Annotated in this window: 32 protein-coding genes and 2 other annotated features; of the genes, 1 reads left to right on the forward strand and 31 read right to left on the reverse strand. The window is 32.2% G+C overall.

The genetic code is table 11. The features are described 5' to 3' along the window. Positions 1 to 723: 723 nt before the first annotated feature. The 6 genes from HMPREF0391_RS02585 to mgtE all read right to left on the reverse strand — a co-directional run bounded on the left by HMPREF0391_RS02585 (position 724) and on the right by mgtE (position 5772). A complete protein-coding gene (locus HMPREF0391_RS02585) occupies positions 724 to 2109 on the reverse strand; it encodes an aminopeptidase (RefSeq protein WP_002835298.1) in 1386 nt (461 codons plus the stop codon). 4 nt (positions 2110 to 2113) lie between these two features. Then, on the reverse strand, positions 2114 to 2899 hold the full coding sequence (gene murI, locus HMPREF0391_RS02590) for a glutamate racemase (RefSeq protein WP_002835300.1): 786 nt from the start codon (positions 2897 to 2899) through the stop codon (positions 2114 to 2116). After that, positions 2874 to 3707, reverse strand: a complete 834-nt coding sequence (gene ispE, locus HMPREF0391_RS02595) for a 4-(cytidine 5'-diphospho)-2-C-methyl-D-erythritol kinase (protein ID WP_002835301.1) — start codon at positions 3705 to 3707, stop codon at positions 2874 to 2876. The genes murI and ispE overlap by 26 nt, the downstream gene beginning before the upstream one ends. Continuing rightward, positions 3697 to 3963, reverse strand: a complete 267-nt coding sequence (locus HMPREF0391_RS02600; protein WP_002835302.1) for a glutaredoxin domain-containing protein — start codon at positions 3961 to 3963, stop codon at positions 3697 to 3699. Before HMPREF0391_RS02600 ends, ispE begins: the two co-directional genes overlap by 11 nt. A gap of 76 nt (positions 3964 to 4039) precedes the next feature. Then, a complete protein-coding gene (locus HMPREF0391_RS02605) occupies positions 4040 to 4279 on the reverse strand; it encodes a Veg family protein (RefSeq protein ID WP_002835303.1) in 240 nt (79 codons plus the stop codon). Positions 4280 to 4404: 125 nt separating this feature from the next. Further along, positions 4405 to 5772 (reverse strand): magnesium transporter, encoded by a 1368-nt coding sequence (gene mgtE / locus HMPREF0391_RS02610; protein WP_002835304.1) that lies wholly within the window; start codon positions 5770 to 5772, stop codon positions 4405 to 4407. Between the two features lie 121 nt (positions 5773 to 5893). Here mgtE and HMPREF0391_RS02615 point away from each other — a divergent pair, with 121 nt between their 5' ends. Beyond that, positions 5894 to 6082 (forward strand): DUF1858 domain-containing protein, encoded by a 189-nt coding sequence (locus HMPREF0391_RS02615; protein ID WP_002835305.1) that lies wholly within the window; start codon positions 5894 to 5896, stop codon positions 6080 to 6082. 72 nt (positions 6083 to 6154) lie between these two features. Here the strand turns inward: HMPREF0391_RS02615 and HMPREF0391_RS02620 are convergent, their stop codons facing one another. The 25 genes from HMPREF0391_RS02620 to ylxM all read right to left on the reverse strand — a co-directional run bounded on the left by HMPREF0391_RS02620 (position 6155) and on the right by ylxM (position 22388). Then, a complete protein-coding gene (locus HMPREF0391_RS02620; RefSeq protein WP_002835306.1) occupies positions 6155 to 6385 on the reverse strand; it encodes a glutaredoxin family protein in 231 nt (76 codons plus the stop codon). Between the two features lie 52 nt (positions 6386 to 6437). Then, the gene (gene rsmA / locus HMPREF0391_RS02625; RefSeq protein ID WP_002835307.1) at positions 6438 to 7289 is read right to left on the reverse strand and encodes a 16S rRNA (adenine(1518)-N(6)/adenine(1519)-N(6))-dimethyltransferase RsmA; all 852 of its coding nucleotides are present in this window, start codon (positions 7287 to 7289) and stop codon (positions 6438 to 6440) included. Then, the gene (gene rnmV, locus HMPREF0391_RS02630; protein WP_002835309.1) at positions 7286 to 7810 is read right to left on the reverse strand and encodes a ribonuclease M5; all 525 of its coding nucleotides are present in this window, start codon (positions 7808 to 7810) and stop codon (positions 7286 to 7288) included. The genes rsmA and rnmV overlap by 4 nt, the downstream gene beginning before the upstream one ends. Positions 7811 to 7813: 3 nt before the next feature. Beyond that, on the reverse strand, positions 7814 to 8581 hold the full coding sequence (locus HMPREF0391_RS02635; protein WP_002835310.1) for a TatD family hydrolase: 768 nt from the start codon (positions 8579 to 8581) through the stop codon (positions 7814 to 7816). After that, positions 8581 to 10578, reverse strand: coding sequence for a methionine--tRNA ligase (metG, locus tag HMPREF0391_RS02640; RefSeq protein ID WP_002835311.1), 1998 nt, complete (start codon positions 10576 to 10578; stop codon positions 8581 to 8583). The genes HMPREF0391_RS02635 and metG overlap by 1 nt, the downstream gene beginning before the upstream one ends. Before the next feature lie 62 nt (positions 10579 to 10640). Continuing rightward, positions 10641 to 10878 (reverse strand) — a binding site (T-box leader). A 93-nt stretch (positions 10879 to 10971) separates the two neighbouring features. Then, the gene (gene rplL / locus HMPREF0391_RS02645; RefSeq protein ID WP_002835312.1) at positions 10972 to 11343 is read right to left on the reverse strand and encodes a 50S ribosomal protein L7/L12; all 372 of its coding nucleotides are present in this window, start codon (positions 11341 to 11343) and stop codon (positions 10972 to 10974) included. Positions 11344 to 11372: 29 nt separating this feature from the next. Continuing rightward, positions 11373 to 11915, reverse strand: a complete 543-nt coding sequence (rplJ, locus tag HMPREF0391_RS02650) for a 50S ribosomal protein L10 (RefSeq protein ID WP_002835313.1) — start codon at positions 11913 to 11915, stop codon at positions 11373 to 11375. A gap of 20 nt (positions 11916 to 11935) precedes the next feature. Then, positions 11936 to 12060, reverse strand: a sequence feature (ribosomal protein L10 leader region). Positions 12061 to 12103: 43 nt separating this feature from the next. Continuing rightward, positions 12104 to 13249 (reverse strand): AI-2E family transporter, encoded by a 1146-nt coding sequence (locus HMPREF0391_RS02655; protein WP_002835314.1) that lies wholly within the window; start codon positions 13247 to 13249, stop codon positions 12104 to 12106. Positions 13250 to 13308: 59 nt separating this feature from the next. Beyond that, a complete protein-coding gene (rplA, locus tag HMPREF0391_RS02660) occupies positions 13309 to 14010 on the reverse strand; it encodes a 50S ribosomal protein L1 (RefSeq protein WP_002835315.1) in 702 nt (233 codons plus the stop codon). A gap of 38 nt (positions 14011 to 14048) precedes the next feature. Then, complete coding sequence (rplK, locus tag HMPREF0391_RS02665) at positions 14049 to 14474, reverse strand: 50S ribosomal protein L11 (RefSeq protein ID WP_002835316.1); 426 nt, start codon at positions 14472 to 14474, stop codon at positions 14049 to 14051. An 88-nt stretch (positions 14475 to 14562) separates the two neighbouring features. Beyond that, positions 14563 to 15144, reverse strand: a complete 582-nt coding sequence (nusG, locus tag HMPREF0391_RS02670; RefSeq protein WP_002835317.1) for a transcription termination/antitermination protein NusG — start codon at positions 15142 to 15144, stop codon at positions 14563 to 14565. A gap of 18 nt (positions 15145 to 15162) precedes the next feature. Next, positions 15163 to 15381: a preprotein translocase subunit SecE gene (gene secE, locus HMPREF0391_RS02675; protein WP_002835318.1), complete on the reverse strand. Its 219-nt coding sequence runs from the start codon at positions 15379 to 15381 to the stop codon at positions 15163 to 15165. A gap of 9 nt (positions 15382 to 15390) precedes the next feature. Continuing rightward, positions 15391 to 15540, reverse strand: a complete 150-nt coding sequence (gene rpmG, locus HMPREF0391_RS02680) for a 50S ribosomal protein L33 (protein WP_002835319.1) — start codon at positions 15538 to 15540, stop codon at positions 15391 to 15393. A 76-nt stretch (positions 15541 to 15616) separates the two neighbouring features. Continuing rightward, the gene (gene efp, locus HMPREF0391_RS02685; RefSeq protein WP_002835320.1) at positions 15617 to 16174 is read right to left on the reverse strand and encodes an elongation factor P; all 558 of its coding nucleotides are present in this window, start codon (positions 16172 to 16174) and stop codon (positions 15617 to 15619) included. 57 nt (positions 16175 to 16231) lie between these two features. Continuing rightward, complete coding sequence (locus tag HMPREF0391_RS02690) at positions 16232 to 16720, reverse strand: MogA/MoaB family molybdenum cofactor biosynthesis protein (RefSeq protein WP_002835321.1); 489 nt, start codon at positions 16718 to 16720, stop codon at positions 16232 to 16234. Positions 16721 to 16792: 72 nt separating this feature from the next. Beyond that, positions 16793 to 17134 (reverse strand): YraN family protein, encoded by a 342-nt coding sequence (locus tag HMPREF0391_RS02695; protein ID WP_050760760.1) that lies wholly within the window; start codon positions 17132 to 17134, stop codon positions 16793 to 16795. Further along, positions 17115 to 17738 carry a ribonuclease HII gene (locus HMPREF0391_RS02700; protein WP_002835323.1) on the reverse strand — a complete coding sequence of 208 codons (624 nt, stop codon included), beginning with the start codon at positions 17736 to 17738 and terminating at the stop codon, positions 17115 to 17117. Before HMPREF0391_RS02700 ends, HMPREF0391_RS02695 begins: the two co-directional genes overlap by 20 nt. After that, positions 17725 to 18582 (reverse strand): ribosome biogenesis GTPase YlqF, encoded by an 858-nt coding sequence (gene ylqF / locus HMPREF0391_RS02705; protein ID WP_002835324.1) that lies wholly within the window; start codon positions 18580 to 18582, stop codon positions 17725 to 17727. The genes HMPREF0391_RS02700 and ylqF overlap by 14 nt, the downstream gene beginning before the upstream one ends. A gap of 51 nt (positions 18583 to 18633) precedes the next feature. Beyond that, positions 18634 to 18981, reverse strand: coding sequence for a 50S ribosomal protein L19 (rplS, locus tag HMPREF0391_RS02710; RefSeq protein WP_002835325.1), 348 nt, complete (start codon positions 18979 to 18981; stop codon positions 18634 to 18636). Beyond that, positions 18981 to 19682 carry a tRNA (guanosine(37)-N1)-methyltransferase TrmD gene (gene trmD / locus HMPREF0391_RS02715; RefSeq protein ID WP_002835326.1) on the reverse strand — a complete coding sequence of 234 codons (702 nt, stop codon included), beginning with the start codon at positions 19680 to 19682 and terminating at the stop codon, positions 18981 to 18983. The genes rplS and trmD overlap by 1 nt, the downstream gene beginning before the upstream one ends. Then, positions 19682 to 20170, reverse strand: coding sequence for a ribosome maturation factor RimM (rimM, locus tag HMPREF0391_RS02720; RefSeq protein ID WP_002835327.1), 489 nt, complete (start codon positions 20168 to 20170; stop codon positions 19682 to 19684). The genes trmD and rimM overlap by 1 nt, the downstream gene beginning before the upstream one ends. Further along, positions 20170 to 20400: a KH domain-containing protein gene (locus tag HMPREF0391_RS02725; RefSeq protein ID WP_002835328.1), complete on the reverse strand. Its 231-nt coding sequence runs from the start codon at positions 20398 to 20400 to the stop codon at positions 20170 to 20172. Before HMPREF0391_RS02725 ends, rimM begins: the two co-directional genes overlap by 1 nt. Positions 20401 to 20421: 21 nt before the next feature. Continuing rightward, positions 20422 to 20673 (reverse strand): 30S ribosomal protein S16, encoded by a 252-nt coding sequence (gene rpsP / locus HMPREF0391_RS02730; protein WP_002835329.1) that lies wholly within the window; start codon positions 20671 to 20673, stop codon positions 20422 to 20424. Between the two features lie 19 nt (positions 20674 to 20692). Next, positions 20693 to 22033 carry a signal recognition particle protein gene (ffh, locus tag HMPREF0391_RS02735; RefSeq protein WP_035109224.1) on the reverse strand — a complete coding sequence of 447 codons (1341 nt, stop codon included), beginning with the start codon at positions 22031 to 22033 and terminating at the stop codon, positions 20693 to 20695. Beyond that, positions 22023 to 22388 carry a YlxM family DNA-binding protein gene (gene ylxM / locus HMPREF0391_RS02740; RefSeq protein ID WP_002835331.1) on the reverse strand — a complete coding sequence of 122 codons (366 nt, stop codon included), beginning with the start codon at positions 22386 to 22388 and terminating at the stop codon, positions 22023 to 22025. Before ylxM ends, ffh begins: the two co-directional genes overlap by 11 nt. Positions 22389 to 22455 lie beyond the last annotated feature (67 nt).

A 22455-nucleotide genomic window follows, 5' to 3' on the forward strand; every position in this document is an offset into this window, starting at 1 on the left:
CCTTGGTGGGCTGTTATCTCACCAACTAGCTAATCAGACGCGAGCCCATCTATGACCGATAAATCTTTGACCGTTAAAACATGTGTTTCTACGATTTTATGCGGTATTAATCCCGGTTTCCCGAGGCTATCCCACTGTCATAGGCAGGTTGCTCACGCGTTACTCACCCGTTCGCCACTCTCATTAGTAATCTTCCACCGAAGCTTCTGTTTACTAAATCCCGTTCGACTTGCATGTGTTAAGCACGCCGCCAGCGTTCGTCCTGAGCCAGGATCAAACTCTCAATTTAATGTTTGTTTGAAGCTAGCTTTTCAGCTGACTTTTGCTTTTTTATTCTCACCGAATTATTGTTTGGTTTGTACTTCTCTCAAAGTATTTACTTTATTTAATTTATTAAGGTTCTATAGTTTGTTGTCTTAATGACAACTTTCTTCGCACTTTCGTAACGACTTTGTTAGTATATCATACTAACTTTTCTTTGTCAACACTTTTTTTTGAAATGTTTTTCAATCAAAATGTGTTTTCTTGAAATGTTACTTTAGTGAACTATTATAGTTTACTATCATCATTTCATTTTGTCAAGTGTTTTGTAAAACTTTTTTTATTTCTGTTTTACATGCATTACTTTCTTTTGAGTAATTTAAAAAGCACTTAACTCAAAGTGCTTTTATATAATATCAGTATAAAAGCTAATTGTCAAGTGCTTTATAAATTTAATTTATATTATTTTAAGAATGCGTGGTATGCTTTGCTTGTCATGTAGCAGTCAGCTTTTGATAACAATTCTACTGGCGCATGCATTGATAACATTGCTGTTCCGATATCTACAACTTCTGCTCCTTGATTTGCAAGTATGAAGGCTATTGTTCCTCCACCACCTTGGTCTATTTTACCAAGTTCAGTTGTTTGCCACATTACTTTTTCTTCTTTGAATAGTTGTCTTAATTCGTTTAAGAATTCTGGGTTTGCATCATTTGAACTGAATTTTCCACCATGTCCTGTGAATTTTGCTAATGAAATTCCACATCCGCTTAATGCTGTGTTAGAATCTTCTGTTGCATCAGCATATAACGGATCAATAGCTGCAGTAACGTCTGCTGATAATACTTTTGAATTAGCCATGATTCTTCTCATTGTTAAATCACTGTAATTTTCATGTTGGTTATTAGCTATTTCTGCAATCATATTTCCCATGTATGGTGCGTTCATTGATGTATTACCAACTGAACCTATTTCTTCTTTATCTACGAATAAAGCTACTGCTGTTCTCTTAGGATTTTCAACTTTAAGAATTGCTTCTAATGTTGCATAAGCACAAACTCTGTCGTCGTGACCGTGAGATGCAATCATTGCCCCGTCAAATCCAACGTCTCTTGCTTTAGTAGCTGGTACAATTTCTAATTCTGCTACTTGGAAATCAGATTCTGTTATTCCATATTTTTCATTCAAATATTTTAATATACATTTTTTGATTGGATTTTCTTTTTCATCTTTGAAGTTATAGCTATCGTGACCAGCTATTATCGCTAATTTTTCACCTTCGATTGCTTGACCCAATGTTTTTGAGTTCAAATCTTTAGACAAGTGAGCCAATAATTCAGTGATGTAGAATACTGGTTCGTCTTCGTTTTCACCGATTTTGATTTCAACTTTTTTGCCTTCATTTGTAAAGATTACTCCGTGCATTGCCAATGGGATTGTAGTCCATTGGTGTTTTTTGATTCCACCATAGTAATGTGTCTTCATCATTAAGATGTTTTTGTCTTCTGAAAATGGTACAGCTCTAACATCTAATCTTGGACAGTCTAAGTGTGACCCAACTATGTTAAGTCCTTCGTTTATATCATCACCAATAACAACTAACACGCATGATTTGTCCTTATTGTTAATATAAATTTTGTCGCCTTTTTTGACTTGTCCTTTTAAAGCTTCATTCAATTCAACAAATCCATGTTCTTTTGCTTGATTAACTATAAATTCTGTAGCTTCTCTTTCAGTTTTGCAACTATCTAAGAAGTTTTTGTATCTTTCACCATAAGCGTAGATTTCTTCGTGTTCTTTTTCATCTACAACTTCCCAGATACTTTTCTTTTCGTAATTCAATTCCATAAAATCACTCCATTTCTGTAACTTTTTCTATAGGTTCTCCTATAATTTTAGATCCATTGATTTTAAAATCAGACGGATTCTTTGTGACGAAATATTTTGTGTCACATTTATTTTGATAGTTCCCACAAATCTCAAAAACGTCTTCGCTTAGAGAATCTGCAGGATCTACAAATGTAATATTTTCTCCTGTATATTGTTTAAGGTATTCAATTAAAATCGGATAATGTGTACAACCCAAAATGATAGTGTCTGCTCCAAAATCTACGATAGGTTTCAGATATTCTTCTACCTTTTCTAAAATCTTGTCTTTATCTTTGCAGTCTTCTTCTACAAAACTTACAAAATCAAAACATGCAGATTGGCACACTTCAACTCCTTGTTGTTCTAATAATTTTTTATATAAACCATTGTCCACCGTGGCTTTTGTCGCTATTACTCCTACTTTTTTATTAGAGGTAGTTTTTATCGCAGACTTTACCCCGTATTCAACAACTCCAATTATATCAAAGTTTGCAATTGATTTCATATAATCCAACGCAATTGATGTCAACGTATTACAAGCTACTACAAGTAAATCTATCTGTTGTTCATTGAAAAACCTCACAATATTTTCAGAAATCATTAGCATTTGGTCTCTGGTTTTTGAGCCATAAGGAACATTCGCACTGTCAGCAAAATAAATATACTCCTTGTCGGGCATTAGCTTCTTAACTTTTTTGAATACTGTAAGTCCGCCCAAACCAGAATCCACGAATCCTATTTTGTTATAAGGTTTTTGTTTTAAATACATACTTATATTTGTCCTTTAATTTATTGTAGCAATTTTCATAGTCTTGTGTGTTTTCGAAAATACCAAAAACAGTCGGTCCCGAACCACTCATCAAAGACAAGTCCGCTCCCAAATCATTCAACTGGTCTTTTATAACAGAGATTTCTTCAACTAGCTTTTCTGATACACTTTCCATCGTGTTGAATGCTACCTTAAAAAAAGTTTCATAATCACGACTATCAATAGCAACGGAAACTTTACCCAATCCACCATTTGACTCTTTCAAATTATCATACACATCTTTTGAAGATATGCTCATTCCATTATTTACAATTATTATGTTTTTATTAGAAAAATCAGACAATCTGACAAACTCGTTTCCTATCCCTGTTGCTCTGACACATTTTTTGTTCGTAAAATAAAAAGTGTCCGCTCCTGTCAATCTACAGATTTCTTTGATTTCTTGATCAGAAAGATTAAGTGACAAATCATCATTCACATACATCAAAAACTCACATGCATTTGAACTTCCTCCAGCAAGTCCTGCTGATATGGGGATTTGTTTGTCTACAAATACATCATAACCACAGTTAATGTCCCTGAACTTTTTTAAATTCTCAAATATTTTAAATATCAAATTAGTTTTATCAGTTGGAAAATCCGGATTATTAGAGCTTAAATTCAATTCGTAAGTACTGTTACGATTTATATCCATAATATCGTAAAGACCAATCAGATTCATAATCGTATCGATATTATGATATCCATCTTCCCTTAAACCAAGAACATCTAATGAAAGATTTATCTTGGCATAACTATTAATCTTCATCAAACACTCTTAAATCTTCTAATTTTTCAAAAAATACTATCTTTTCGCCATCAGTTATCATAGGAACACCAACCTTGTTGTCTTTGACAATTGATTCAAATTCTTTTCTATTATCTCTATAAGTAAAAAATTCTTTGAGATTTTTCATAGAATCTGTAATATTGATTTCTTCATAATCAATATCGGCACTTTTTAAAATTTCGATTGCATCTACGCAATCTGGGCATTTTTCTGACATATATAATTTTAACTTCATAATACACCTCTATTAATAAATTATACTATTGTTTAAATGTTAAATCAAACTAAAAAAACGACCTTTCGGTCGCTTTTTAACATAATTCTAACTTTACTGTTGATGTAAGTATATCTGAGTAAGTATATGATATAGTTCTTTCTGAATCATATTCGTTAGTTATTTTTATTGTAAATAAACTTGGGAACACTTGGCTGATAGTTCCTTTATTAGTTACAATTTTATTTCGTCCTTTATCTGCCTCGACAATAACATCTTTTCCAATATTACTTCGCACCTGACTTCTAATCATGTTCAAATCGTTAATTTCCTTCACGTTATTCCTCCTAACAGATCGTCGTTAGTAGTATTATATCACTCTATCACTCTAAAGTCAAATTAAATAAAATATTTTACAGTAATATTAAAAATATGTCAATAGTTTTTGTTAATTTTTTCTAGTTAGATTCCCAAAGCAATATGTGCCATTTCAAAATAAATCAACAAACTCAACGCGTCGACAATTGTAGTAATCAATGGTCCGGCCATAATCGCTGGATCTAATTTTAATTTCTTAGCAACAATTGGCAACATTCCGCCGATTAATTTCGCAGTCACGATCGTAAATATCAAAGTCAAAGATACAACCAATCCGATAGGTACTGAAACTTTATCTACAACCATAGTTTTTATGAAACAAACGACACTCATAACAACTGAAACTATAAGCGCTACTCTAAATTCTTTAAAAAATACTTTTAGCCAATCTTTTGTGCTGATTTCTCCAGTAGCAAGTCCACGTATAATAAGTGTTGATGATTGCGATCCAGAGTTTCCGCCCGTATCCATTATCATCGGGATAAATGCTGTAAGTATTATCGCTTGTCCCAATAATGATTCATAGTGAGTCATTATTGAACCTGTAAATGTAGCTGAAATCATCAGTATCAAAAGCCAAGCAATACGCTTTTTCGCCAAATTGAACACGCTTTGATCCAAATAGTCGTCTTCGTCTGGACTCATACCTGCCATGATTTGGAAGTCTTCTGTGGCCTCTTGTTCCATGACTTCCATGATATCGTCAACTGTTATAATACCAGTAAGTCTTTTTTCGTTATCTACTACAGGAAGTACAACGAATCCGTATTTTTTGAATACATCAGCTACTGTTTCTTGGTCATCATCAGTGTGAACATAAATAACATCTTCGTCCATCAAATCTTCTATCAACGTTTCTGGTTCATTAGTTACGATTGTTCTCAAAGAAACAAAACCAAGAAGTGTTTTCTTTTCGTTTGTTACAAAACATGTATAGACGGTCTGCTTGTCCACCCCTGTTTTCTTAATGACTTCAAGAGCTTTCCTTACAGTATAATAAGATCTCAATTCAATATATTCTATTGTCATCAAAGATCCCGCTGAATCTTCTGGATAATTTAAGAATTGATTAATCAAATTTCTTTCGCTTTTGTCGGTATGTCTTAGAACTTTTTTCACAATTCCCGCTGGCATTTCTTCGATTAAATCAATCATATCGTCAAAATATAGTTCGTCTACTATGAATTTAACTTCTTTATCACTGAACGCTTCCAAAAGCCTTGTTCGATGATCCTTTTCCATATGAGAAAACACATCGATACAATCATCTTTGTTCAATAACCTGAACACAAGCATTGCACTTTTTAAATCCAATGATTCAATATAATCTGTAATATCTACCGGGTTGTATTTTTGAATTTGATTTTTTAATTTTAAATAGTCTTTGTCTTCTAGATATTTGTTTAGTAAATCCATATCTATTTCATGACGTTCAAATTTTTCATCCATCATATTCCTCACCACCTATATTTCTATTTCATATTAAATTATAACATAGATACGAAATATTTTTACTTGAATCAACTTAAAGCTTATATTATAATAAGAATATAAATGATGAAAGGGTGATTTTATGGAAATTACTAAAGATATGTTAATTGGGGATATTATTAGAAACAATCCAGATTCTGTAGAAGTTTTATTCAGAAACGGATTATCTTGTATAGGTTGTCCAGCCAGCCAAATGGAAAGCTTAGAAGAAGCTTGTATGGTTCACGGACTAGATGTAAACTATCTATTAGAACAATTAAACCAAAACTAATATTATACCCGCTAATTAAAGCGGGTTTTTACATAAAAAAACTACCTGTCGATTGACAAGTAGTTTTTGTTTTTATAATCCTAAAGCTTCTTTTAATTTAGCTTGATCAAATCCAACTATTTCTTCGTCACCTATGATCGTAACAGGTACACCCATGTGACCTTTTTTCATAAGTTCTTTTCTAGCTTCTTGATCTTGTGATATGTTTTTTTCTGTATATTTTATGTTGTTTTCGTCCATATAATCTTTTGCAGCGTGGCAATATTGACATCCATCACTTGTATAAATTACTACGTCTTTCATAAAAATACCTCCTTAAAAGTCTGTATTTTATATATACCCTTATTTGAAAATCCTAATCAATATTGTTCAACTTCTTTACGATATTTTTGTAATCTTCCAATGACAAATTCTCAGCTCTCAAATTCTCCTTCAACCCTAGCTCTTGAAGAATTGCCTTTAATTTGTCCTTGTCAACATTCACAAACCCACTTGTAAAACTGTTTACTATGGTTTTTCTCCTTTTGCTAAAACCCGATCTGATTAATTGACGAAGAAGTTCTTGGTCGATGTCTTCATCTAATTTTTTAAGCTTCATATTTACAACGGCACTGTCTACTTTTGGTTGTGGCATGAAAACTGTTTTAGGAGCATTTAGTATTATTTTCGCATCGCTATTTTGTTTTACAAACAAACTCAATGATGCGTAATCCTTGCTTCCCACATCAGCGACCATTCTGTTAGCCACTTCTTTTTGAATCATAACAGTGATTGATTCAATAATATCTCTGTAATTAAACAAATGCTCAATAATCGGAGTTGTAATGTAGTAAGGAAGATTCGCAACCACTTTAAACTTTTTAGCTCCATGATTAAGTTCATTCAAATCTACCTTCAACACATCTTCGTTTATTATTTGAAAATTATCTCTATCTCCAACAGTGTATTTCAAAACATCCATAAGCCTTGAATCTATTTCAATCGAATACAAAAACTTGCATTTGTCGACAAGTCTTTCAGTTAATGTTCCAAAACCAGGTCCAATCTCAATAACGTAATCATCTTCTGTTATATCAGAAAAGTCGATAATATTTTCAATCAAATTACCATCGATTAGAAAATTTTGCCCCAAAGCCTTTGAGAACTTAAATCCAAATTTGTCCAATATTTCTTTGATGTAGGAAGGTTGGTGTAGTCTATAACTCATCTATTAATAGCCTCCTCTAATTTTTCTCTTGAAATATTGTAATTATTTAGCATTCTAAGAAAAGATTTCGCATTGCCGTAACCAATATTTAAAATTTTACCAACTTTTATTCTAAGAGCTTTGGATCCTTCACCTACTAATCCATAGTAAATCATATCATCCATCGTGTATTCATTCTTGGAATCAATCATTGACGGATGAGCGTTTTCTATGGCGATTTTAATATCTTCTTCCTTTGCATTTTCAATTCCAATGTCCTCATCTTTGATACACAAATCTTGTGCTATAAATGCATTTTTTGCGTTTGGAATAAAATCATTAATTCTTTTTCTGATTTTATTTCCAGCATAGTCTGGATCCGTTAGAATTATTATCCCTCTATCTTGGTCAATTTTTTTGAGTCTTTTGAGTAATTTATCGCTAAAATAAATCCCACCTGTGCATATTACTTCACAATCTAATGCTCTTTTGACTCTTTGCTCATCGTCTCTTCCTTCGACAACTATTATTTCTTTTATCATAATTTACCATCCAAAAATATCATCGGCATTATTGCAAATGATTTGTGCAGCTTCTTTTTCCGACATTTTTTTCAACAAACTAACTTCTTGTAACACCAAATTCACATATTTTGGTTCGTTTCTTTTCCCGCGATATGGATGAGGCGTCAAATAAGGAGAATCTGTTTCTACTAAAATTTTATCGATTGGTAGTTTTTCACAAGTTTCCTTGACATTTCTTGCATTCTTAAATGTCACAACTCCACTAAATGAAATATAATATCCCAAATCAATAAATTTCATTGCCATTTCATAGCTTCCAGAATAAGAGTGCATTATTCCTCTTACATTAGGAATTTTTTTCAAGATATCGTATGTGTCTTGGATCGCATCTCTTGTGTGAATTATAACAGGCAAATTTTTTCTCTCAGCGATTTGCATTTGTTTTTCAAATAGATATTTTTGCTTGTCCTTGTCGTGTTCATAATGATAGTCCAGTCCGATTTCTCCGATTGCTTTGCATTTTGGATTATCAGCTAACTCTTCTATCCTAGAAATATCCTCATCTGTGAATCTACTATCTTCTTCTGGATGAATTCCCACAGCATTGTATAAGAAATCATACTTTTCAGATAATTCAATTGCTTTAATGGAGTTTTCAACATTGTCACTTGGAAGCATAGCTTTTACAACAGAATTGGATTTAAGATTTTCGATAATTTTATCCCTATCAAAATCAAATTTCTCATCTGTCAAGTGACAATGTGTATCGTATATTACATATTCTCCCATTAAGATACAGTCGCTCCATCTTCAAATTCTGAGTCAAGTAGACTTGCCATAGTCAAGTTATCGCCCTTACTTGCTGCAAGAAGCATACCTTGAGATTCTACTCCTCTCAATTTAACAGGCTTCAAATTATACACAACAATAACCTTCTTACCTATCAAATCATCTGGTTCGTACCAGTTTTTGATACCAGAAACTATTTGTCTTGTTTCTTCTCCGATTTTAACCTTGAAAACCAACAGTTTATCGGCATCCGGATGTTGAGTTGCTTCTACAATTTGTCCGACTCTCAAATCAAGCTTGTAAAAATCATCTATAGTTATTTCTTCTTTTTTCTTAGCTTTTTTTGATTTTTTCTTAGATTCTTTAGGAGCTTCTTCTTTGTTATCTCTTAATTCAGAAACTTTTTTACCAGTTCTTTCTTCGATTAATTTGTCATTAACTTCGTTCAATCGTTCAGTTTCTTTCTTTATGTCTAATCTATTGAACAAGTTTTCCCCTCTTTGAACCTTAGTTCCAGCGATAGTTTTACCGAACACTTTTCCATCTTCCCATTTGATTTCAGAAAGACCAATTTGTTCTTTGATTTTGTTGCTAGTTTCTGTTATAAATGGAGAAGTTAATATACAAATAACTCTTATTGCATCCATCAAATTATACAAAACAGTTTTCAATCTTTCTGGATCTTCTTTAATCAAAATCCAAGGAGTAGTTTCATCAATATATTTATTAGCCCTTCTAACAACTTTCCAAATTTCTTCTAGTGCATTTGAAAAATCAAGTTCTTCTAATAACTCTTCAACTTTTCCTTGGCATCCTTCGACTACAGATATTAAACTCTTGTCAATATCGTTGTTGTCATTTGGTTGTGGAATAACACCATCAAAATATTTTTCAACCATTGATACTGATCTACTTACAAGATTTCCCAAATCATTTACCAAATCTGAATTAAATCTGTTCATAAATCTTTCTGTCGTAAAGTTACCATCATTACCAAATGTAAAATCTCTTAAAATGTAGTATTTCAAAGCATCTACACCGTACAAATCAATGATTGGTTCTGGATAATATACATTTCCCTTTGATTTACTCATCTTATCTTCATTGAACAAAATCCATCCATGAGCGAAAACTCTCTTTGGTAATGGCAAATCCAACGCCATCAATAATGCAGGCCAAATAATCGTGTGGAATCTTACAATTTCTTTTCCAACCAAGTGAATATCACATGGCCAGAATTTTTTGAATAATTCTTCATCTTGTCCATATCCAATTCCTGTCAAGTAACAGCTAAGCGCATCAATCCACACATAAATTATATGCTTATCATCAAAAGGAACCTTAACTCCCCAGTCAAAACTTGTACGAGATACTGATAAATCTTCCAATTCACCACTTAAAAAGTTGTTAACCATTTCGTTCTTACGAGATTCTGGCTTTAAGAAATCCGGATTATCCTTGTACAATTGTAAAATTCTGTCTTTATATTTTGATAATCTGAAAAAGTACGATTCTTCTTCGTGATAGTGAACATCACGTCCACAATCTGGACATTTTCCATCCTTTAGTTGTGATTCTGTCCAGAAAGCTTCACAATCGACACAATAATGTCCCTTATAAGTAGATTTGTATATATCTCCCTTATCGTATAATTTTTGGAAAATTTCTTGAACATTTTTTTCGTGAGCCTTGTCTGTACTTCTTACAAAACTATCTATATCTATGTCAAGTTTCTTCCACAAATCCTTAGCACTTTGTACAATTGGGTCGATATAATTTAATGGATTATCACCCATGTTCTTTTCTTTTGCTTTTTCATATAACTTTTGACCGTGTTCATCTGTACCTGTAGTCAAAAATACATCATAGCCTTGGATTTTTTTGAACTTTTTCAAAGTATCCGCAATAATTGTCGTATAAGTATGACCTAAATGTAAGTTACTACTTGGATAATAAATCGGAGTAGTGATGTAATATGATTTCTTTTCTTCTGACATAATTTCCCTCCTAAATAAATAAACTACAATAAAATAAAAAATCCCTTATATGACATACATCATATAAGGGCGAAAATCCGCGTTACCACCTTAATTTTAGAATATAAAATATTCTCTCATTGTTTGGCACATTAATGCCTAGCATTTGATAACGGATGCTCCCGAAAAAATTTAAAAGCATAAGCTATTCAACTTTTCAAACTCAAAGACCATATTCTGCAATAATTTAATATCTTATTCCACCAAACTAAGACTCTCTTTAAAAAAATTATTACATACTCATCTCATCATAGTCATTTTATCAATATATTTAAATAATATCATAATCAAATGATTTGTCAAGCAATTAAAAAAGAGAGGCTATTGTGCATAACCTCTCCATAAATTTATCGACTATTTTAATTCGATAGTAGCTCCAACTTCTTCAAGTTTAGCTTTTAATTCTTCAGCTTCTTCTTTAGAAGCGCCTTCTTTGATTGCTTTAGGAGCTTCGTCTACGATAGCTTTAGCATCTTTTAATCCTAAACCAGTTAAGTCTTTAACTGCTTTGATAACTTTCATTTTAGCGTCACCAGCTGATGCTAAGATTACATCAAATTCTGATTTTTCTTCTGCTGCTGCTCCACCTGCTGCTGGTGCTGCACCTGCTACAGCTACAGGAGCTGCTGCTGATACTCCAAATTTTTCTTCTGCTTTTTCTACTAATTCATTTAATTCAAGAACAGTTAAGCCTTCAACTGCTTCTAAGATTTCATCTATTGACATTTTTTACCTCCAAATTTTATTTTAATTAATTATTCTTCTACTGTTTCAGTAGTTTCGTTTGATTCAGCTTCTTCTGAACCTTCAGCTTTTGATTTAGCAATAGCATCTGCTAAATATACAAATTTTGATACTGGAGCTTTGAAGCTTCCAAGCATTTTTGTAAGAAGAACTTCTCTTGAAGGGATAGATGCGATTTTCTTTACACCTTCAACATCTAAGAATTTGTCTCCTAAATAACCTGCTTTAATTTCTAAGTTTTCGTGATCTGCTGCGAATTCTTTAGCTATTCTAGCTGCAGCGATTGGATCATCCATACTGAATGCAACCGCGTTAGGACCAGATAAGTAATCTAAGAATCCATCAAATCCCAATTCTTTAAAAGCAAAATTCATCATTGTGTTTTTGTATACTTTGAATAATACATTTTCATTTCTGAATTTTTCTCTTAATTCTGTTGCTTCGCTAACATCTAATCCTCTATAATCAACGATAACCATTGATTTAGCATCATTAATGTGTCCTTTAATTTCATCAACAACAGCTTTCTTTTGATTTAAAACGTGTTCTTTCATTATTTCACCTCCATGAAAAAGGCTACACTAAAAAAGTCTTTCCATCCAAAGACAGAAAGACTGATAAACTCATATCTTATGCTCCTCTGTAGGATGATTAAACTTTAATAGTCCCTACTGTCTTCGGTAGCCCAAATTAATTACTTGATTATTATATCATATTCAATGAATATGTCAACACTTTTTTATTATTTTTCTTCAATAATACAGATGTTTTTATCTTTCAATTTCTTTTCCTTATATCTGTACAATAATTCATAGATTGTTGCAAAAATTGGAACGAAAATAAGCATACCAACAATACCGCTTAATGCCGCCCCTATGGTAACTGCTACAAGTACCCAAATAGATGGAAGCCCTACTGAAGACCCTACAATTCTAGGATAAGTTACATTGCCATCAAATTGTTGAAGCACAATTATGAAAATCACAAACATAATTGCTTTTGAAAAAGATTCGATTAAAATGATCAATGCTCCTAGAGCAGCTCCTAGTATAGCTCCAACCAATGGAATCAATGCTCCAAAACCAATTAACACACTAACAGTTGCAGCATTTGGCATCTTCAACAAATACATTCCTATAAAGCACATAAACCCAAGCATAAATGCTTCGATAAATTGCCCTTTAAAGAACGAATAAAATTTTTCATAAGCAACTTTAAAGAACACAATAATTCTTTTTGCAGTTTTTCCACTGAAGAAAACATAAGTCAATTCTGTAAATTGTCTTCTCAAAGTTTCTTTTGAAAATAATAAATAAATAGCAAATGTGAACGACACTACAAAGCTAAGTACAACAGAAAACACTGTGCTAATTCCAAAAAACACATTGTTCAATATATCCAATCCATTTTTTGTTAAATAAGGTTTCAATTTTACAACCAAATCATGAGTGCTTGTGATAGCGTATGTGTCATAAATTTTATCCAATTGTTTTGCTATTTCAGGATATTTTCTTAGCTTTTCAACTAATACTGGAATCCCACGAATAAGCGACTTAATAGCTTCAAAAAAATTAGGAATTATAAGTATCACTACAAATGCTATTATCGCACTAACAATTACTAAACTTATTAACAGAGATATCGCCCTTTTTAGACCTGGTTTAGAAGTCCATTTTTTAAAAAGTTTATTCTCAATAAAATTCATAGGCATATTTAGGACAAACGCTAATGCAGCGCCAATAATAAATGGAGAAATAATCGCCATAAAAGTGCTCAATGCATTACCTATTGATTTCCCATTGAACAAAAGATATGCCAAAATGACAGGAACGATTAATATTATTATTCCTATTTGAATTTTCTTTTTATCTTCTTTTAATAATTTCATTTTTCCCTCTGTATTTAAGAAAAGCCACCTTAACGGTGGCTAATAAATTCTTATTTATATTATTCTTTCGCAAATTGTAATGGATTAACCTTGATTCCAGGGCCCATTGTTGAAGCAATTGTTAAAGATCTAATATATTTACCTTTTGATGAAGCTGGTTTTGCTTTCAATATTGCTTGCATTAATGCATTGATGTTTTCAGCAATTTTTTCTTCTCCAAAAGAAACTTTACCAACTGGAACGTGAATGATATTACTCTTATCAGTTCTATATTCAACTTTACCAGCTTTGATTTCTTTGATTGCACTTGTAACATCCATAGTTACTGTACCAGCTTTAGGGTTTGGCATTAAACCTTGAGGTCCTAAGATTCTACCAATTCTACCTACAACACCCATCATATCTGGAGTAGCTACTGCAACATCAAATCCTAACCAACCTTCTTTTTGGATTTTTTCTGCTAAATCTTCTGCTCCTACGAAATCTGCTCCTGCAGCTTTTGCTTCTTCAGCTTTTTCACCTTTTGCAAATACAGCAACCTTTTGGTCTTTACCTGTACCATGAGGAAGTACGATAGTACCACGAACTTGTTGGTCAGCGTGTCTACTATCTACACCTAATTTTGCGTGTAATTCTACTGATTCGTCAAATTTAGCTTTAGCTGTTTCTACAACTAATTTGCTTGCTTCGTCTAATTTATATTCAACTGTTCTATCAATTAATTTTGCACTTTCTTGATATCTTTTACCTTTTTTTGCCATATAATCCTCCTTGTGGTTCTAACGAACTAAATCTCCCACTATTCTTCTACTGTAACTCCCATACTTCTTGCTGTACCTTTAATCATACTCATAGCAGATTCTAAGTTTGCTGCGTTTAAGTCAGGCATTTTAATTTCAGCAATTTTCTTAACTTGTTCTTTAGTTAATTGTCCAACTTTAGTTTTATTAGGTTCTCCTGAAGCAGAATTTAATCCTAATTCTTTTTTAATAAGAACTGGTGCTGGTGGAGTCTTTGTTATAAATGTGAATGATCTGTCTTGGTATACAGTCATAACAACTGGAATAATCATTCCCATTTGGTCTTGAGTTTTTGCGTTAAACTCTTTTGTAAATTGCATTATATTAACACCGTGAGGTCCAAGTGCTGTACCTACTGGTGGTGCAGGTGTTGCTTTACCTGCAGGAATTTGTAACTTTACTATTGCTTGTACTTTTTTAGCCATATTAGTTCCTCCTTAAACTATTGTGGTTATCGGGGCTAACCTCCCACATCGATCTATATGAAATTAATTAAATAACTTATATTCAAATTTATATTTTTTCGATATCATCAAAGCTAATTTCAACAGATGTGTCTCTGCCGAACAAGGAAATTAAAACTTTACAGATAGCTTTTTCAGTATTTATTTCTTCAATAATACCTACTTGATCGCTAAACGCTCCAGAAACAATATTCACATTGTCTCCAATATTAACATCAATTTCTTTTTTAGAATAAGATTGATTTTTAAGAGCGAATTTTTGAATTTCCTTTTCACTAACTGCTACAGGTTTTGATTCTGGTCCTACAAATCCTGTAACACCTCTGGTATTTCTAACCAAATACCATGAGACATCGGTAATTGTCATCTTAACGAAAACATAACCGGGGAAGATCTTTCTTTCTTTTAACTTTTTAGCTCCACCGACCTCTGAAACATATTCTTCAGTAGGTACTACTACTTCAAATATATCGTCGATATAACCACGATTTTCTACCATTTTTTCAATATTAACTTTTACTTTACCTTCGTGTCCAGAGTAAGTATGCACTACATACCATTTGCCCTCTTTGGCACGTTCTTTAAAATCTTCAGTTGCATTTTCAATAAATGTGTTATTTTTTTCGGTCATTGTGGATACTGTTCCTTTCTAAATAAATAGTCCAATTAAACGTTGGAACACAGTATCTAATCCGTATACGATTAATGCAACTATAAAGGAAATTATAACTACTACTATTGAGTATTCTAAAGTTTCCTTTGGTGTCGGCCAGACAATTTTATTCCATTCAGTCTTCACGCCTTTTAAAAATCCTTGATTTTTTGGGGCTGATTTTTGATTAGAATTTTGCGCATTTTTCGCTGCCATAAGCTCCTCCTATCTTGTTTCCTTGTGTAGAGTGTGCTTTTTACAGAATTTACAATACTTGTTTGTTTCCACTCTATCAGGGTGAAGTTTTTTATTCTTTTTAGTAGTGTAATTTCTGCTCTTGCATTCAGTACATTCTAAAATTACTTTATCTCTCATATTAGACCTCCTCTATTAGTATGGACAAAATCCACCGTACTACTTTATCATAAACGCGTTGAAAAGTCAATAAACACTAAACTCTTGACAAATATTCTCCAGTTCTTGTATCTATTTTGATTTTATCTCCTTCATTTACAAATAAAGGTACGTTAACTGTAGCGCCTGTTTCTACAGTAGCTGGTTTTGTAGCTCCTGTTGCAGTGTTACCTTTAATACCAGGTTCTGTTTGAGTGATTTCTAACTCAACAAAGTTTGGTGGAGAAACTTGGAATGCTTTACCTTTGAAAAATTTGATTGTTGCCATATCATTTTCCTTTATGTAAAGAATAGCTTCTTCAACACTATCTTTATCAATTGGTAATTGTTCATAAGATTCTGGGTCCATGAAATAATATAAAGTACCGTCGTTGTATAAGTATTGCATTTCTCTTGTTTCAATTCTAGCTTCTTCATATTTTTCGTTAGGATTGAAAGTCATGTCTCTGTTTGAACCAGTCATAACTGATCTGATTTTTGTTCTTACAAAAGCTGCACCTTTTCCTGGTTTAACGTGTTGGAAATCTATAATTTGCCATACATCTCCATCCATTTCAAAAGTTGTGCCTTTTCTAAAATCTCCTGCTTGTATCATATATACCTCCTACAATTATCTATCATATATTATACATTACTAATTAATTATGAACAACTATTTTCTCGCACATTCTGATGCATCGCCTTGTAAAATTTTCAAAGCGTGATCTAACGTATCAATTATGTATTCCAAACTTTCTTCAACAGCCTTAGGACTACCCGGCATATTTATTATGAGGGAGTTTTTTCTAATAACTGAAACAGCTCTTGAAAGCATTGCTCTTTTTGTAATCGTCATCGAATAATTTCTAATCGCTTCACTAATTCCCAAACAAAGTTTTTCTGAAACTTCTAATGTAGCCTCAGGAGTTACATCTCTTTTTGAAAATCCAGTTCCACCCGTAGTCAAAATCAACTCAATATTTTCATTGGAATACTCGATTAATTTTTCTTTTATAAGTTCTTTTTCATCTGCTACAATATCATATTTTTCTAATTTATAGCCGTTTTTTTCGATAATTTCTATAATTTTTTTACCACTTAAATCTTCTCTTTTGCCTTGAGAACCCTTGTCTGATACTGTAAGCACTGCTACTTTATACATATTAAAACCTCTTTGTGTCAATATATTTGCTTGACCTTGATATTATATAAAAATACTAGCCCATTGTCAATATTAAAATGCGTCAATATAGTGATTTAATTTGAAATTATCCAAATAAATTTCTATCACATCAAATCTAGGCTGATAATCGTACAAATCATTTTTGTCGATATAAATTTCTGTTGTTTTTCTTATTCTGTCTTGTTTTCCCAAAGTTACAAAATCAGAAGGAGCGCCGAACTTGTCATCAGTCCTTGCTTTTACTTCAACTATTACCAAATAATTTTCGTAAGTGCAAACTATGTCTAGTTCCCCAATTCTCTCGGAATAATTCCTGTCAATAATTTCGTAACCTTTTTCTATTAAATATTCACAAGCGTAATCCTCGGCAAATTTACCTCGGTTTTTTTCCATTTTCATATAATTTCCTCAAAAAAGTTTTTCTGTGAAGCGGACATTCACCATGTTCTAGTATCATTTCTCGATGTAGTTTGGTACCGTAGCCTTTGTGTTTTTCAAAACCATATTGTGGATAAATGACTGCCATATCTTTCATGTACTCATCTCTTATAACCTTAGCTACAATTGATGCGCAAGAAATCGGATATAATTTTTCATCGCCTTTAACAAATGACATTTGTTTTATGTCGGTATCAATTTTTTCTGCATCAATCACAATTAAATCAGGTTTTATGAATTTATTATCCTTTGTTTTAAGACTTTCTACAGCTCTTTTCATGGATAATCTATTAGCTTGTTTGATGTTGATTTCATCAATCACACTTTGATCCACAAAATTCACACTATATGCCAAGGCTTGATCCAAAATCATATCCTTGAACTTAATTCTCTTTTTTTCAGAAAGCTTTTTTGAATCAGTGACACCATCTATTATTTCACAATTTTTGGGCATAATAATGGCACAAGTTACAACAGGTCCTGCCAATGGTCCTCTTCCAACTTCATCTACACCACAAATTAATTCTTCTTCAAATTCGTTATAATCAATCGCAAACATCTTCTAATGAAATTCTTCCTAACTTTGTTTTTCTAAATTCATCGATAACTATTGATGAAACTTTAGAATAGTCAATATTTTTTCCTTTTAATAAACAGCCTCTTCTTATCGCAATATCATCCATTATTTCGATTGTTTCCTTGTTTTGTGTATCAACCGAATATCTTTTCTCTAAAATTTGTGGATCAATACTCATTAGTTTCTCGATGAGCTTGTATGCTAAGTTTTCTTCATCCAAAATTTCGTCTTTTATAGCTCCAGTAAATGCCAAGTTTAATCCAATTTCATTGTCTTCGAATTTTGGCCACAAAACACCTGGCGTATCCAATAATTCCATCTTGCCTTTTATTCTAATCCATTGATTAGACCTTGTAACTCCTGGAGTATTTCCAGTTTTTGCAGATTGTCTGTTGGATAATTTGTTAATTATAGTAGATTTTCCAACATTTGGTATACCAACAATCATCATTCTTATAATTTCTGATTTGATGTTCTTGTCTTTTCTATTAGCAAGTACATCTTCTAAAATCTTTTTAGCTGTTGGCTCAATTTTATCCAAATTTCTACCGTTTTTGCTATCAATTGGAAGTGCTGTTATATTTTTCTTTGCAAAATAATTAATCCAGTTTTGTGTAATTTTAGGATCTGCCATGTCCATCTTGTTCAATAAAATCAATTGCGGCTTATCCTTTAAGATATCTTCTATAACTGGATTCATGGATGATTTTACAATTCTGCTATCCACAAGAACCAAAACTATGTCGACAAGTTTCATGTTTTCTTTTATCTTGTCGATAGCTTTTTTCATGTGCCCTGGATACCAGTTTATATTATTAATGTCCATGTTATTTCCTTTCCATCTAAAAAAAGTACTGAGAAATTCTCAGCACTCAAATTAGAATTTTTGTTTTTCTTTAACTTTAGCAGCTTTACCTTCTCTGTGTCTTAAGTAGAATAATTTTGATCTTCTTACTTTACCTTCTCTAACTAATCTTACGTTAGTTACTCTTGGTGAGTTGATTAAGAAAGTTCTTTCTACTCCTACACCGTAAGCTAATCTTCTTACTGTGAAAGTTCTTCTAAGTCCAGTTCCTTGCATTTTAATTACAGTTCCTTCATAAACTTGAACTCTTTCTTTATTACCTTCTTTGATAAGGTAGTCTACTTTTACAGTATCTCCAACATGAAAGTCGAACTTATTTTCTCTTAATTGTTCATCTTCTAATGTTTTTATAATATCCATTATGATCCTCCTTGGTTTTTTTCTTTCAGATATTTCTGATATATATCTTCTCTTTTAAGTTTAGTGTTGTTTAGTCTTGATTTTTCTCGCCACTGTTCGATTTTTTCGTGATTTCCTGATAATAAAACTTCAGGAACTTCATATCCGTTAAATACTCTGGGTCTTGTGTAGGAATCTTCCTGTAGCAATAAATTGTAGTGCGAATCTGTTTTATAACTTTCATCATTTCCCAAAACATCGTTAATCATTCGGCTTACACAATCTATAAGAACCATAGCTCCTAATTCTCCACCAGTCATCACATAATCTCCAATAGAAATCTCCTCATCACAATAATGATTGATGATTCTGCTGTCGACACCTTCGTAATGGCCACAAAGAATGACTATTTCTTTTTCTTTTGAAAGTTCTATACACTTTTGTTGATTAAGAACTTTCCCTTGAGGAGACATAAACACAACTTTTGATTTGTTTTTGTTCACATCTTCCAAGCAGTCATAAATTGGTTGGCAAGTCATAAGCATCCCAGCCCCGCCACCATATATCTCATCGTCTACCTTTTTGTGTTTATTTTTAGTGTAATCTCTAATATTAACCACTTCAAGTTCAATTAGATTGTTTTGGACTGCTTTTCCTATGACGCCGTATGATTTTAAGTAATCAAAACTTTCTGGAAACAATGTGAGAATTATAAATTTCATCACATACCCTCAATTATAACTACATCGATTAATCCATTTTCTAAATCTATTTTTTTAATGAACTCTTTTACAGCAGGTATCATAAATTCTTTTTCATCATTTTTTATTACATATACATCATTACTATAAACGCTCAAAACTTCAACCAAATCTCCGATGTATTCACCATTACTATAGGCTTTCAATCCTATCAAATCGTCAATGTAAAAGCTTCCATCTTTCAATTCGTATCTGTCTTTTTCATCTATATATAAAAACTGTTTTTTGAATTCAAGAACTTCATTAATATCGTTAAATTCTTCAAAATCAATGTACAAAAAACCCTTGTACATTCTATAATTTTGAATATTGACCTTAACTTTTTTATCCCCGAGATAATAACAAATATCTTCGTCAAATCTTTCGATATTATCAGTCAATGGTCTCATTTTAAGACATCCTTTAATACCGTGAGTATTGAGCACTTCTGCTACAGCTATATATTCCATTATTGCAAAATATCTACGACAACTTTTTCGCCACTCTTAATAGCCGCTGCCTTAGTAATAGTTCTAATTGCCTTGGCAATCTTCCCTTCTTTTCCTATAATTTTCCCCAAATCTTTGGAATCTGCTTTAATTTCTATAATAACCGTATGTTTGTCTTGTCTTGATGTTACTTCAACTGCTTCTTTATTATCAACTAACGCAGTAGCAATTGTTTTAACTAATTTTTCCATGACAACTCCCAACTTGTATTATTATTTTGCTTCGTAAACTCCATTATTTTTAAATAATCTGTCTACTGTATCTGTAGGTTTTGCACCATTTTTAATCCATTGTTGAACTTTTTCGCTATCAACTTTAACAGTTTTTTCTTCAACTAATGGGTTGTAATATCCGATTTCTTCGATGAATTTACCATCACGAGGACATCTTGAATCTGCGACAACTATTCTATAAAATGGTTTCTTCTTTGCTCCCATTCTTTTCAATCTAATTTTTACTGACATAATTTACCTCCATAACTTATTATCTAAAAAAAGGCATTTTCATTTTACCTTTTTTACCAAATTTCTTTTGTAGCGCTCCCATATTTTTCATCATAACTTTCATTTCTTTGAATTGTTTCAAAAGTTTGTTAACCGCTACTTGATCTTGACCGCATCCTTTAGCAATTCTTTTTCTTCTAGATATACTAATGATATCTGGATTTTCTCTTTCTTGTTTGGTCATAGATTTAATAATTGCTTCAATCTTGTCAAATTCTTTGTTATCGAAATTCACTTGTTTAAGCATCTTACTATCCACGCCAGGAATCATTGCAAGAATATCTTGCATAGGTCCCATTTTTTTGATTTGCTGCATTTGGTCAAGAAAATCATTAAAGTCAAAACTTTGAGCTTTAATCTTTTCTTCTAATTCTTTTGCCTTCTTCTCGTCAAATTGATTTTGTGCTTTTTCGATAAGGCTAAGAACATCTCCCATACCCAAGATACGAGATGCCATTCTGTCCGGATGGAACGGCTCTAAATCTCCAAGTTTTTCACCTACACCTATAAATTTAATAGGCTTATCAGCTACTTGTCTGATTGATAAAGCAGCACCACCTCTTGCATCACCGTCTAACTTAGTAAGGATAATTCCTGTAATATCCAAATCCTCGTTAAACTTAGCTGCAACATTCACTGCATCTTGTCCAGTCATCGCATCTACAACTAACAAAATATCTGAAGGATTCACTTCTTGTTTAATATTTTTTAGCTCATCCATCAAAGTATCGTCAATATGAAGACGACCGGCAGTATCTATAATTACATAATCAATGTTTTTTTTCTTAGCTTCTTCGATTGCTTTTTTTGAAATTTCAACGGGATTTGTTTGTCCCATTTCAAATACTTCTACCCCAACTTTTCCGCCAACAACTTGAAGTTGTTTAATGGCAGCAGGTCTGTAAATATCACACGCTACAAGTAACACGCTTTTGTTTTTGTTTTTCAAATTCAATGCAAGTTTTCCGGCATGAGTTGTTTTACCTGCCCCTTGCAAACCACAAAGCATAATTACTGTAGGTTTCATTGGTGAAACGTTAAGTTTTTCTTCCTTTTCACCCATCATTTTAGTTAATTCTTCATTAACTATTTTGATGACTTGTTGACCTGGAGTAAGACTTTCCAAAACAGAAGAATCGATAGCACGTTCTTTTACTTGAGATATAAAATCTTTAACAACTTTATAGTTAACGTCTGCTTCCAATAAAGCAAGTTTAACTTCTCTCATTGCAACATCTATATCTTTTTCTGTTAGCTTTCCTCTGTTGGTCAATTTTGACAAGGCATTTTGTAATTTATCGGACAAATTTTCAAATATCATTTTCCACATCCTCTAAATCATTTAAGAAATCTTCTATATCTATAATGATATTTTCAATTTCTTTGCTTTTGATTTCTGGTGACAAAGAGAAAAGATCATTTCTGATTTTTCTAAGAAATTGATGACTCTTTTTTGATTTTTCAATTAAGCCAAGTTTTTGTTCGTATTCATAAAGCTTATTTTCAGCTCTTTTCAAACTATCACTTACAGCTTGTTTTGAAATATCACAAATTTGAGCAATTTCATTTAATGACAAATCCTCATTGTAGTATTTGTCAATTACATCGTATTCTCTTTTCGTAAGCAATTTACCATAATAATCAAACATCATGGTAATATTTAATAATTTTTCCATTCAATCACCGTCAACCTTTTTACTTGACTTGTATATTATATAAACTTAAAATCCATTTGTCAAGCAT

Source organism: Finegoldia magna ATCC 53516, from assembly GCF_000159695.1.
Taxonomy (GTDB): Bacteria; Bacillota; Clostridia; order Tissierellales; family Peptoniphilaceae; genus Finegoldia; species Finegoldia magna_F.